Source organism: Azospirillum argentinense, from assembly GCF_000632475.1.
GTDB lineage: Bacteria > Pseudomonadota > Alphaproteobacteria > Azospirillales > Azospirillaceae > Azospirillum > Azospirillum baldaniorum.
Map to the genome: position 1 here is coordinate 530,673 of NZ_CP007797.1, position 11,791 is coordinate 542,463.

9 protein-coding genes and 1 pseudogene are annotated in these 11,791 nt (G+C 68.3%); 3 read left to right on the forward strand and 7 right to left on the reverse strand.

Annotation, left to right across the window (positions count from 1 at the left end):
- The first annotated feature begins 275 nt into the window (after window positions 1-275).
- Together ABAZ39_RS31680 and frc are read left to right on the forward strand one after the other, a co-directional pair.
- Entirely contained in the window at window positions 276-704 is a 429-nt protein-coding gene (locus tag ABAZ39_RS31680) for a PAS domain-containing protein (protein ID WP_040138264.1), read from the forward strand.
- Between the two features lie 82 nt (window positions 705-786).
- Window positions 787-2,037 (forward strand): formyl-CoA transferase, encoded by a 1,251-nt coding sequence (frc, locus tag ABAZ39_RS31685; RefSeq protein ID WP_040138265.1) that lies wholly within the window; start codon window positions 787-789, stop codon window positions 2,035-2,037.
- A gap of 127 nt (window positions 2,038-2,164) precedes the next feature.
- On the opposite strand, the gene ABAZ39_RS31690 is transcribed toward frc, so the two are convergent.
- Window positions 2,165-2,425 carry a hypothetical protein gene (locus ABAZ39_RS31690; protein ID WP_014200106.1) on the reverse strand — a complete coding sequence of 87 codons (261 nt, stop codon included), beginning with the start codon at window positions 2,423-2,425 and terminating at the stop codon, window positions 2,165-2,167.
- 97 nt (window positions 2,426-2,522) lie between these two features.
- Here ABAZ39_RS31690 and soxR point away from each other — a divergent pair, with 97 nt between their 5' ends.
- Window positions 2,523-2,984, forward strand: coding sequence for a redox-sensitive transcriptional activator SoxR (gene soxR / locus ABAZ39_RS31695; protein WP_014200107.1), 462 nt, complete (start codon window positions 2,523-2,525; stop codon window positions 2,982-2,984).
- A gap of 437 nt (window positions 2,985-3,421) precedes the next feature.
- On the opposite strand, the gene ABAZ39_RS31700 is transcribed toward soxR, so the two are convergent.
- From ABAZ39_RS31700 to ABAZ39_RS31725, 6 genes and pseudogenes are all read right to left on the reverse strand, one after another.
- A complete protein-coding gene (locus ABAZ39_RS31700; RefSeq protein ID WP_014200109.1) occupies window positions 3,422-4,267 on the reverse strand; it encodes an IclR family transcriptional regulator in 846 nt (281 codons plus the stop codon).
- 108 nt (window positions 4,268-4,375) lie between these two features.
- On the reverse strand, window positions 4,376-7,129 hold the full coding sequence (gene fdhF, locus ABAZ39_RS31705; RefSeq protein WP_040138266.1) for a formate dehydrogenase subunit alpha: 2,754 nt from the start codon (window positions 7,127-7,129) through the stop codon (window positions 4,376-4,378).
- Between the two features lies 1 nt (window position 7,130).
- Window positions 7,131-8,861, reverse strand: a complete 1,731-nt coding sequence (locus ABAZ39_RS31710) for an NAD(P)H-dependent oxidoreductase subunit E (RefSeq protein ID WP_051658802.1) — start codon at window positions 8,859-8,861, stop codon at window positions 7,131-7,133.
- Between the two features lie 117 nt (window positions 8,862-8,978).
- Window positions 8,979-10,100 (reverse strand): annotated as a pseudogene (gene oxc, locus ABAZ39_RS31715) (oxalyl-CoA decarboxylase); the annotation flags it as partial.
- Window positions 10,037-10,921, reverse strand: coding sequence for a lipid kinase (locus ABAZ39_RS31720; protein ID WP_040138267.1), 885 nt, complete (start codon window positions 10,919-10,921; stop codon window positions 10,037-10,039). The gene ABAZ39_RS31720 and the pseudogene oxc, both read right to left, overlap by 64 nt.
- Window positions 10,918-11,595 carry an HAD family hydrolase gene (locus ABAZ39_RS31725; protein WP_014200114.1) on the reverse strand — a complete coding sequence of 226 codons (678 nt, stop codon included), beginning with the start codon at window positions 11,593-11,595 and terminating at the stop codon, window positions 10,918-10,920. Before ABAZ39_RS31725 ends, ABAZ39_RS31720 begins: the two co-directional genes overlap by 4 nt.
- Window positions 11,596-11,791 lie beyond the last annotated feature (196 nt).

Sequence of the window (11,791 nt, forward strand, 5' to 3'; positions counted from 1 at the left end):
GCTTCATGGCGGCTCCCTGGTGCCGGAACGGACCCGGATGCGCGCATCGGGCCGCCCCCTCTCCCAGTCTCCGGCATTTGCCGCGAAAGGTCCGAAGCGCGATTAGTTCGCCTAACGCACAAAAGGGCTTGCCAGGCATTTCGCATCTGGTATACGGTATCTCACATCCCATCGCGCTTCGGAAACGAAGTGCAAAACCAAGGGCGCGGGCGTGTTTTGAAGAAAACATGACGGCGTCGGAAGGTTTCGGGTCCGGTGTCGGAGCGAATGCTTTCATGAGCGCAACAGTCGATTTCGCACAGCTGGTCATGGCCGCCGGGGACGCGATCGTCGTGTCCGACGCGCAGGGCGCCATCACCCTGTGGAATCCGGCGGCCGAGCGGATGTTCGGCTTCGCGGAGGGCGAAGCGCTGGGGCAATCGCTCGACATCATCATCCCGGAACGCCAGCGCCAGCGCCATTGGGACGGCTACGCCAACACCATGCGCACGGGCCAGACGCGCTACGGCAGCGATGTGCTGCGCGTCCCGGCCCTGCACAAGGACGGGCACGCCCTGTCCATCGCCTTCACGGTCGCCCTGCTGACCGCGCCGGACGGCTCGGTGACCGGAATCGTCGCCATCATCCGCGACGAGAGCAGCCGCTGGGCCGAGGAGCGCAAGCTCCGCCGACGCCTGTCGGAGTTGGAGTCCGCAAGCCAGTAACCACAACCCATCCCGCCAGTTTGTCCGTGTTGTCCAGTGCTCAACAACGGCATCGCAATAAGTGAGAGGGAGTAAACGAGCCATGAGCAAGCCGCTCGAAGGAATCAAGATCATCGACTTCACCCACGTTCAGGCCGGCCCCGCCTGCACGCAGCTCCTCGCCTGGTACGGCGCGGACGTCATCAAGGTGGAGCGGCCGGGTTCCGGCGACGTCACCCGCAACCAGCTCCGTGACATTCCCGAAGCGGACGCGCTCTACTTCACGATGCTGAACAGCAACAAGCGCTCGCTGACGCTGGACACCAAGACCCCGGCGGGCAAGGAAATCCTTGAGAAGCTGATCAAGGAGTCCGACGTCCTCGTGGAGAACTTCGGTCCGGGCGCGCTCGACCGCATGGGCTTCACCTGGGAGCGCATCAACGAGCTGAACCCGGGCATGATCGTCGCCTCGGTGAAGGGCTTCAGCGACGGCCACCATTACGAGGACCTGAAGGTCTACGAGAACGTCGCCCAGTGCGCCGGCGGTGCGGCTTCGACCACCGGTTTCTGGGATGGACCGCCGACCGTCAGCGCCGCCGCTCTCGGCGACAGCAACACCGGCATGCACCTCGCCATCGGCATCCTGACTGCCCTCATGGGCCGTTCGAAGACCGGCAAGGGCCAGAAGGTCGCCGTGTCGATGCAGGACTCGGTCATCAACCTCTGCCGCGTCAAGCTGCGCGACCAGCAGCGTCTCGACCGCGTCGGCTATCTGGAAGAGTACCCGCAGTACCCGCACGGCGAGTTCTCCGACGTGGTTCCGCGTGGCGGCAACGCCGGCGGCGGCGGTCAGCCGGGCTGGGTCCTGAAGTGCAAGGGCGCCGAGACCGACCCGAACGCCTACATCTACTTCACCATCCAGGGCCACGCCTGGGCGCCGATTTGTAAGGCTCTCGGCAAGCCGGAGTGGATCGACGATCCGGCCTACAACACCGCCCAGGCGCGTCAGGACAAGATCTTCGACATCTTCGCCTTCATCGAGGGCTGGTTGGCCGACAAGACGAAGTACGAGGCGGTCGACATCCTGCGCAAGTTCGACATCCCGTGCGCCCCGGTGCTGACCATGAAGGAAATCGCCGAGTGCCCGTCGCTCCGCAAGAGCGGCACGATCGTCGAGGTCGACCACAAGGCCCGCGGCAAGTACCTGACCGTCGGCAGCCCGATCAAGTTCTCCGACATGACCGTCGAAGTGACCGGATCGCCGCTGCTCGGCGAGCACTCCGACGAGGTTCTGGCCAGCCTCGGCTACACCCCGCAGCAGATCGCCGAGCTGCACGCCAACAAGGTTGTCTGATCGCTTCCCGACAGTCTGACGGCACACCTCGCGAAGACGGCGCCCCCAAAAGGGGCGCCGTTCCTTTTTGTGCGCTTGGCGTCCCGCTCTCTCCAGGGCCCGCTCTTTATAGGGAGAGAGGGCGCTTTCAGCGCAGCCACTCCCTCACTTCACGAATGCGCTGGTTGCCCTCCGGCGTACGGGCGTAGGCCTTGCCGTACTGGGTCTCGTACTCGCGCACGAAGCCTTGACGCAGCAGCCCGTCCAGCACCGGGCGGACGATGGCCGGCTTCAGGTTCGCGGCCTTGGTGATCGTCAGGAACGAGGCCGGCAGAGCCGTCACCTCCGGCCCCGGCGTGGCGCGCAGGGTGTTGAGCGAAGTCCAGTCGACGGAGGTTGGTGAAATCATCGGCTACCCTCGATGCGGCGCGCTGTTGACTCTCTCTCGATACGACCTCAACTTCACTTGAGGTCAAGAGGTTCCGAACCCCAGGGGAGGCCCGGCGATGGCGATTCTCGATCCCGCCGACATGGACAAGGACCTTTCCGTGGGCGAGGTCGCGGAACGCTCCGGTGTGGCAGTGTCCACCATCCACTTCTACGAATCAAAGGGGCTGATCGCGAGCTGGCGGAGCAGCGGCAACCAGCGCCGCTTCCCCCGCGACGTGCTCCGGCGCATCGCCGTCATCAAGGTGGCCCAGCGCCTGGGCGTCCCGCTGGCCACCATCGCGCAAGCGCTGAAGACTCTGCCGGACGGCCGCACCCCCACCGCCGAGGACTGGAAACGCTTGTCCGCGGCCTGGAAAGCGGACCTGGACGAGCGCATCGCCGTGCTCACCAAGCTGCGCGACGGGCTGGAGGGGTGCATCGGCTGCGGCTGCCTGTCGCTCGGTGAATGCCCGCTGCGCAACCCCTGGGACGAGCTGTCGGAGGACGGGCCCGGCCCGCGCCTGCTCGATCCGCGGTGACATCCGCGCTGTTTTGCCGCACCGCAGCATGGCCTCCTCATCCGGCTCCGCCTCGGCAATAAAAAGGCCGTGCTGTTTCCAGCACGGCCAGTATCCGAGAGGCTCGCATATAATGCGGAGCAACAACCCGCCCGATACAAAGGGTGATGAACCCTGTGTAAGAAGAATGATGCCTGAGTCTTCGTCGGGACGCAACAAGGAATCTTAAGTTTCCACATTGCGGAAACAAAGTATTTTGCCAAAAAAAGACCGCGCCGTTGCGGGCGCGGTCAGTTTCTTCAGGGCAGCACTACGTGACAGGAAGGAAAACCGGGGTAACAGCCGCCCCAACCCAATCCGAAGGATTTGCGGATCGGGGCGGATCGCGCCTCCCGGCCGGCGCGAATTCGAATTCCGTAAGGGTGTTCCGGATCAGGCCCAGGGATCAGGCCCGGGGATCAGGTGGGAAAACGCCCGCCGATCTCGGCGGTCACCGCCGCGGCGGTGCGCTTGACCATCTCGCCGAAGGCCACGACGCGGGCGTCGTCCAGGCGCCGGTTGGTGCTGGACAGCGACAGGGCGCCGATGACGCGGGCCTGCTCGTCGTAGATCGCCGCGGCGACGCAGTGCAGGCCGCTGACCCGCTCCTCCTGGTCCACGGCGTAGCCGCGGTCGCGCGTCAGGATCAGCTCCCGGTGCAGCGCCGGGATCGATGACACGGTGGTCCGGGTGAACTGGCGCATGCCGCGCTGGGTCACGATGCTCTGCACCCGCGTGTCGGGCATGCCGGCGAGCAGCGCCTTGCCCACCGCGGAACAGTGCAGCAGCGTGCGGTCGGTGACGGGAAGCGCCGCCTGGGCGACGCGCGGGCCGCCGACGCGGTGCAGATAAATGGCTTCGCCGTTCTCCTCGACGGCCAGATTGACGACCTCGCTGGTCTCCTCCATCAGCCGGCGCATGCGCGGGCGGGCGACGTCGAGCAGGCTGCGCGTCTTCAGGAAGCCGGTGCCGGTCATGTAGGCCTGCACCCCGACCGCCCAGCCGCGCTTGCCCTGGTCGAAGCGCACGTAACGCTCCTCCTGCAGGGTGGTCAGCAGACGGTGCGCCGTGGAGGGCGAGAGATGTGCCGCTTCGGCCACCGCGGTGAGGCTCATCGGGCTGTCCGACTGGCCGAGGATGGTCATGATGCTCAGTGCCCGCGACAGCGACTGCACGAGATTGCCCTTCGCCGCACGGTCCACGGTTTCCGCGCGGCCTTCGGCCCGCGGGGCCGGGGGTGCCATCATCAGCGCTTGCGTCTTCATCGTCCCATCCCTCTCGAAATCGTCCGGCGCTGTTGCATCGCGCCGTTGTCGTCCTCGGGTGTGGCGGCCCCCGGTTCTCCCTTGCGGGGAGCGGGGGCCGCCGGTTGGCTATGCCGCCGGCTCGATGCGGGCCGCGGCGAACTTGAACTCGGGAATCTTCCCGTAGGGGTCCAGCTTCGGGTTGGTCAGCACGTTGGCCGCCGCCTCGGCGTAGCAGAAGGGCACGAACACCAGCCCGGACGGGACGTTGTAGTCCGACCGCGCCTTCAGCTCGATGGTGCCGCGCCGGGTGGTGACCTTCATGCGGTCGCCGCCCTTGGCGCCCATCCGCCGCAGGTCCGCCGGGCTCATGTAGGCCACCGCCTCCGGCTCCAGATCGTCGAGAACCTGGGCGCGCCGGGTCATCGACCCGGTGTGCCAATGCTCCAGCTGGCGCCCGGTGGTCAGGACCATCGGGAACTCGGCGTCCGGCTCCTCGGCCGGCGGGATCACGTCGGCGGGGACCAGACGCCCGCGGCCGGTGGCCGTGGGGAAGCCGTCGCCGAAGACGATCTCCTGACCCGGATCGTCCGCGGACAGACTGGGGTAGGTGACCGAACGCTCACGCTCCAGCCGCTCCCAGGTGATGTTGTCGAGCGACGGCATCGCCCCCTTCATCTCCCGGAACACGTCGCGCGGATGCTCGTAGTTCCAGTCCAGACCCAGGCCGCGGGCCATGGCGTTGACGATCCACAGATCCTGCCGGGCCTCGCCCGGAGGCGGCAGGGCCTGCCGGCCGAGCTGGACCTGGCGGTTGGTGTTGGTCACCGTGCCGGTCTTCTCCGGCCAGGCCGAGGCGGGCAGAACCACGTCGGCGTATTTGGCCGTCTCGGTCAGGAACAGGTCCTGGACCACCAGATGGTCAAGCTTGGCGAGCGCGTCGCGGGCGTGCTCCACGTCCGGGTCGGACATGGCCGGGTTCTCGCCCATCACATACATGCCGTTCAGCGAGCCGGCATGGATCGCGTCCATGATCTCCACGACGGTCAGGCCGCGCTTGGAGTCCAGCTTGGTGTCCCAGAAATCCTCGTAGAAGGCGTGGACCTCGGGATCGTCCACCGGACGGTAGTCCGGGAACATCATCGGGATCAGGCCGGCGTCGGAAGCGCCCTGGACGTTGTTCTGGCCGCGCAGCGGGTGCAGGCCGGTGCCGGGGCGCCCGATCTGGCCGGTGACCAGCGACAGGGCGATCAGGCAGCGCACGTTGTCGGTGCCGTGGGTGTGCTGCGACACGCCCATGCCCCAGAAGATGATCGAGCCCTTGGAGGTGGCGTAGAGGCGGGCGACCTCGCGGAGCTGCTCCGCCGGGATGCCGCAGACCGGCTCCATGGCCTCCGGGGTGTAGCTGGCGATGTGGGCGCGCAACTCCTCGAAGTCCTGGGTGTGCTCCGCCACATACTGCGCGTCGTACAGCCCCTCGCTGATGATGACGTTCAGCATGGCGTTCAGCATCGGCACGTCGCGGCCCGGCTTGAACTGGAGCATATGGCTGGCGTGACGCTTCAGCACCTGGCCGCGCGGGTCCATGATGACCAGCTTGGCGCCGCGCTTGGCCGCGTTCTTGAAGAAGGTCGCGGCGACCGGGTGGTTCTCCGTCGGGTTGGAGCCGATGACGACGATCACCTCGGCGTCCTTGGCCGCCATGAAGGGAGCCGTCACCGCGCCCGACCCGATGCCCTCGATCAGCGCCGCCACCGAGGAGGCGTGGCACAGGCGGGTGCAATGGTCGACGTTGTTGGTGCCGAAGCCGACGCGCACCAGCTTCTGGAACAGATAGGCTTCCTCGTTGGAGCCCTTGGCCGAGCCGAAGCCGGCGAGCGCCGAACCGCCCCGCTCGTCGCGGATCTTGCGCAGGCCAGCGGTGGCGACCTCCAGGGCCTCCTCCCAGCTCGCCTCGCGGAAGTGGGTCAGCGGGTTGAGCGGGTCGATGTCCACGTCGTGCTTGGACACGCCCTCCTTGCGGATCAGCGGCTTGGTCAGGCGGTGCGGGTGGTGGATGTAGTCGAAGCCGAAGCGGCCCTTCACGCACAGCCGGTTCTTGTTGGCGGGACCGTCGCGGCCCGTCACCGACAGCAGCTTCTCGTCCTTGATGTTGTAGGTGAGCTGGCAGCCGACGCCGCAATAGGGGCAGACGCTGTCGACCTGGCGGTCCGGGGCGGCGGCGAAGACGCCGCTGTTCATGTCCACCTGGGTCTTCGGCATCAGCGCGCCGGTCGGGCAGGCCTGGACGCATTCGCCGCAGGCGACGCAGGTGCTGTCGCCCATCGGGTCGGCGAAGTCGAAGACGATCGTCTCCTTGTGGCCGCGCAGCGCCATGCCGATGACGTCGTTGACCTGGACCTCGCGGCAGGCGCGGACGCACAGGTTGCACTGGATGCAGGCGTCGAGCTGCACCGCCATGGCCGGGTGGCTGAAGTCGGGCTTCGGCGCGCATTCCCGGCTGGGGAAGCGGCTGTCCGAGACCTCCAGACGGTCGGCCCAGCGCCAGAACTTGCTGTCGGGGTCGTGGGCCTCCTCCCGCTTCGGCTGGTCGGCGACCAGCATCTCGATGACCATCTTGCGGGCGAACTTGGCGTTCTCGCTGGCCGAGCGGACGCGCATGCCCGGCGTCGGGTGACGCACGCAGGAGGCCGACATGGCGCGCTCGCCGTCGATCTCGACCATGCAAGCCCGGCAGTTGCCGTCCGCGCGGTAGCCCGGCTCGTCGGCGTAGCAGAGATGCGGGATCTCGGTGCCCAGGCGGTTGGCGACCTGCCAGATGGTCTCGCCGGCGTGGGCTTCGACGAGCTCGTCGTCGAGGTGGAACAGGATGCGGTCGCTCATATCACCGGACCTCCCCGCGCAGATCGTCGCGGAAGTGCTTCAGCGCACTCTTGAGTGGGTTCATCGCGGCCTGACCCAGGCCGCAGATCGACGCCGTGCCCATCAGCCGGGCGAGCTCCGTCAGAAGCGGCTCATCCCACACCGGCTGCTTGATGAGCGCCACCGCCTTCTCCGTTCCGACGCGGCAGGGCGTGCACTGGCCGCAGCTCTCGTCCTCGAAGAAGTCCAGCAGGTTGCGCACGACCTTGCGCATGTCGTCCTGGTCCGACAGCACGACCACCGCGGCGGAGCCGATGAAGCAACCGTGCTGCTCCAGCGTGCCGAAGTCCAGCGGGATGTCGTCCATGCTGGCGGGCAGGATGCCGCCCGACGCGCCGCCGGGCAGATAGCCCTTGAGCGTGTGGCCGTCGGCCATGCCGCCGCAATACTCGTCGATCAGCTCGCGGATGGTGAGGCCGGCGGGGGCCAGCTTCACGCCCGGGTCCTTCACATGACCGGAGACGGAGTAGCTGCGCAGGCCCTTGCGGCCGTTGCGCCCGTGGCCGCCCCACCAGTCGGCGCCCTTCTCAAGGATGTCCCTGATCCAGAACAGCGTCTCGACGTTGTTGATGAGGGTCGGGCGGCCGAACAGGCCGACGACCGACGGGAAGGGCGGCTTGTGCCGCGGCAGGCCGCGCTTGCCCTCGATGCTCTCCAGCATCGCGGACTCCTCGCCGCAGATGTAGGCCCCGGCGCCGCGCCGCAGATGGATGCGGGTGTGCCCGGCAAGGCCGGCCTTCTCCACGGCGGCGATCTCGTGCTCCAGCAGCTCGCGGATGTGCGGGTACTCGTCGCGCAGGTAGATGTAGACGTCGGTCGCCTCGACCACCCAGGCGCCGATCAGCATCCCCTCCAGGAAGCGGTGCGGATCGTTCTCCAGATAGTAGCGGTCCTTGAAGGTGCCCGGCTCGCCCTCGTCCCCGTTCACCGCCATCAGGCGGGGGCCGGGCTCGTGGCGGACGAAGCGCCACTTACGGCCGGTCGGGAAGCCGGCGCCGCCGAGGCCGCGCAGGTTGGCGCCTTCCAGCTTGCCGAGGATGTCGTCCACCGGGACGTTGCCCGTCAGACAGTCGGCGAGCAGGCGATAGCCACCCTCCGCCTTGTACTGCTCCAGGCTGACATAGGTGGGGAGCTGCGGGTGCGTCTCGCCGTTCTTCACGGCGGTGACCACGCTCTCGACCGTGGCGTTCTCGTGCAGGGCGTGGCCGATGGCCACCGCCGGGGCGTTGTGGCAGGCGCCCATGCAGGGGGCGCGCACCACCCGGACGTCCGGCCCCATGTCGGCGGCCTTCAGCTCGTCGAGCAGCGTCTCGCCGCCGGCCATGCAGCAGGACAGGCTGTCGCAGACCCGGACGGTCACAGGCGGAGGGGCTTCCTCCCCGTCCATCACGATGTCGAAGTGGGCGTAGAAGGACGCCACCTCGTACACCTCCACCAGGGCCAGCCGCATCTCGTGGGCGAGCGCCGCGAGATGGCGGGCGTGCAGCCCGTGATAGGTGTCCTGCAACAGGTGCAGATGCTCGATCAGCAGGTCCCGCTGCCGGGACCGGTCACCGAGAAGTTCCTGCACCTCCGCCAGGGCCGCCGGATCGACCTGCCGGCCCTTCGGCTGGGGCCGGGTGTTCCGGCGCCCCGAACCGGGATGGATGGAGCGCCTTTTCGTGTCGTCTTTGGCGACGATGGCCGTGTCCATGTCCGCCCTCCCCTCTCGTCTCAGGCTGATTCTTCGTAACGTTGGGATGTCGTGCAGTCGTTTGGAACCGCCCCCCGATTTTTCCGGGGGGCTTTATTTTTATGATTCAGGAAGGCGTTACGTCTTTGGCCCCTTGCGGACGGCGCTGGTGGGGTTGAGGCTGCCGATGTTGCCGCTCTCCGACCCGGCGTTGGGGTCGATCACCGCGTTGATCAGCGTCGGCCGGCCGCTGTCCATCGCCGCGCTGACCGCGCGGTACAGCTCGTCCGGCGTCGTCACGTTGACGCCCGCGCCGCCGAAGGCCTCCATCATCTTGTCGTAACGGGAGTCCGGAACGAAGACCATCGGCGACGGGTCCGACCCGCCCGTCGGGTTCACGTCCGTCCCCTTGTAGATGCCGTTGTTGTTGAACACCACGATGCACACCGGCAGGTTGTAGCGGCAGATCGTCTCCACCTCCATGCCCGAGAAGCCGAAGGCGCTGTCGCCTTCCACCGCCAGCACCGGCTTGCCCGACTCCACCGCCGCCGCCACCGCGAAGCCCATCCCGATGCCCATCACGCCCCAGGTCCCGACGTCCAGGCGCTTGCGCGGCTGGTGCATGTCGATGATCCCGCGCGCCAGGTCCAGCGTGTTGGCCCCCTCGTTCACCAGCAGAGCCTCGGGCCGCTCCTGCACCACCCGGCGCAGCGCGCCCAGCGCGCCGTGGAAGTTCATCGGCGAGGCGTTGCTCATCAGCTTGGGCGCCATCTTGGCGATGTTCGCCTCCTTGCGCGCCGACACCGCCCCCGTCCACTCCGCCGGCGGCGGCGTCCAGCCCTTGGCCATCCCGGCGGTCAGGGCCGACACGCACGACCCGATGTCGCCGACCAGCGGCGCCACGATCGCCACGTTGCTGTCCATCTCGCGCGGCTCGATGTCGATCTGGATGAAGGTCTTCGACCCCGGCTCGCCCCAGGTCTTGCCCTTGCCGTGCGACAGCAGCCAGTTCAGACGCGCACCGACCAGGACCACCACGTCGGCGTCCTTCAGAACCATCGAGCGCGCCGCCCCCGCCGACTGCGGGTGGGTGTCGGGCAGCAGCCCCTTGGCCATGCTCATCGGCAGGAACGGGATGCCGCTCTTCTCGACCAGCTCGCGCACCGCCTCGTCGGCCTGGGCGAGGGGGCAAGGCCTCACCGCGGCGGCGCGATGACCGCGACGGCGCCCGGCCGCACGCGGAAGCGCGCCGGGGTGTGGGTGGTGATGTCGCCGTCGGTGTTCACCGGGCGGCGGTGGCGGGTGGTGATCTCCACCTCCTGCCCGTACCAGGCGTGGACATTTTTCCAGTGCCCGTGCCGCCCGCGCCGGAAGTCCGGGTACAGCAGGGGCCACTCCCACCAGCCGCGCAGGTCGATGCTGTAGACGTCCAACTGCCCGTCGTCGGGGGCGGCGTTCTCCTGCACGGTCATGCCGCCCCCGTAATGGCGTCCGTTGCCGACTCCGATCTGCACCGACTTGACGCGGTGCCGCGCCCCGTTGATGCGGATCTCGGCGCGGAAGGGCGCCATGCGCCGCGCCACGCGGAAGGCCGCCACGGCGTAGCCGAACACGCCCCAGCGCCGCTTCATCTCGCGCGTCAGTTCGCGGGCCAGTTCGACGCTGAGTCCGATGCTGGCGACGTTGAAGAAGGGGACGCCGTTGACTTCGCCCAAGTCGATCCGGCGAATCGGGCCGCTGACGGCGAGTTTCGCCGCCTCCCGCACATCCAGCGGGATTCCCAGCGTGCGCGCCAGATCGTTCGCCGTGCCCATGGGCAGGATGGCGAGCGGCAGGCCGGTGTCGGCCAGCGCCGGAGCGGCGGCGTTCAGCGTGCCGTCGCCGCCCCCGATGATGACCATGTCCACCGAGTCGGCATGGTCGCGGATCGCCTCGGCGATGTCCTCCCGCTCGCGGCACTCGGCGCGGATCAGGGTGACGCCCGCCGTCGCGGCCTCCTCCCGGATGTCGTCGAGCGCGCGCTGCCCCTGGCGGGCCTTCCCGTTGACGATCAGCAGCGCACGGCGTCGGTCGGCGCTCAGCGTCGGCCTCCCACCTCGTCCAGATGCTCCAGCAGGCTGGCGGGGTCCTCATAGACGCGGAAGGCGCCGGCCCGCTCCAGCTCGTCCTGCCCGTAGCCGCCGGACAGCAGCCCGATGCTGAGCGCGCGGGCACGCCGCGCAGCGAGGATGTCCCACACGCTGTCGCCGACCACGATGGCCGTTTCGATGGCGACGCCGAGCCGCTCCGCGGCGGCCAGGAACAGGTCGGGGTCGGGCTTGGCGTATTTCACCTGATCGCGCGTCACCACCGGCACCGTGTCTGGATCGACGCCCAGAGCCTCCAGCCCGGAGCGCGCCGTCTCGATCCGCCCGCTGGTGGCGATGGCCCAGGGGATGCCCGCCGCCGTCAGGTGGGACAGCAGCTCCTGCGCGCCGGGCAGCGGGCGGACACGCCCGGCCAGCCCGCGGAACGCCTCGGCGTGGCGGCGACGCAGCCGCTCCAGAAGCTCCGGACTGATGGCGAGGCCGGTCTCGCGCAGCAGCATGTTGGCGAACAGGCCGCCGCTCATGCCGATCTTGCGGTGGATGCGCCAGACCGACAGCTCGATCCCCTCATGGTCCAGCGCCTCCTGCCAGGCCAGCACATGCTGGTAGACGCTGTCGATCAGCGTGCCGTCGAGGTCGAACAGGAAAGCCGTGTTGATGCGGTCCATGGCGTGTGTCCCCAGGCTGAATCCCGCTCCGGCGGAGCCGGCCCCAGTGAGTTGGTGGCAGCCCCGCTGCGCCGCAACGTCCCCCGGATGGCAATTCTGCGCTCCGGCCGGGACCGGAGCGTTGCGGAACTTCGCGGCCGGTTTCGCGTCAAGCTCATGCTGCCCGACCGGCAGCGCGGCGCAACGGCGGGGAGCG

What these genes read in the sequence shown, in the direction of transcription:
- frc (WP_040138265.1), top strand. Translation starts at nt 787, where the DNA reads ATGAGCAAGCCGCTCGAAGGAATCAAGATCATCGACTTCACCCACGTT.
- fdhF (WP_040138266.1), bottom strand. Translation starts at nt 7,129, where the DNA reads ATGAGCGACCGCATCCTGTTCCACCTCGACGACGAGCTCGTCGAAGCC.
- soxR (WP_014200107.1), top strand. Translation starts at nt 2,523, where the DNA reads ATGGCGATTCTCGATCCCGCCGACATGGACAAGGACCTTTCCGTGGGC.
- ABAZ39_RS31710 (WP_051658802.1), bottom strand. Translation starts at nt 8,861, where the DNA reads ATGGACACGGCCATCGTCGCCAAAGACGACACGAAAAGGCGCTCCATC.
- ABAZ39_RS31725 (WP_014200114.1), bottom strand. Translation starts at nt 11,595, where the DNA reads ATGGACCGCATCAACACGGCTTTCCTGTTCGACCTCGACGGCACGCTG.
- ABAZ39_RS31700 (WP_014200109.1), bottom strand. Translation starts at nt 4,267, where the DNA reads ATGAAGACGCAAGCGCTGATGATGGCACCCCCGGCCCCGCGGGCCGAA.
- ABAZ39_RS31680 (WP_040138264.1), top strand. Translation starts at nt 276, where the DNA reads ATGAGCGCAACAGTCGATTTCGCACAGCTGGTCATGGCCGCCGGGGAC.
- ABAZ39_RS31690 (WP_014200106.1), bottom strand. Translation starts at nt 2,425, where the DNA reads ATGATTTCACCAACCTCCGTCGACTGGACTTCGCTCAACACCCTGCGC.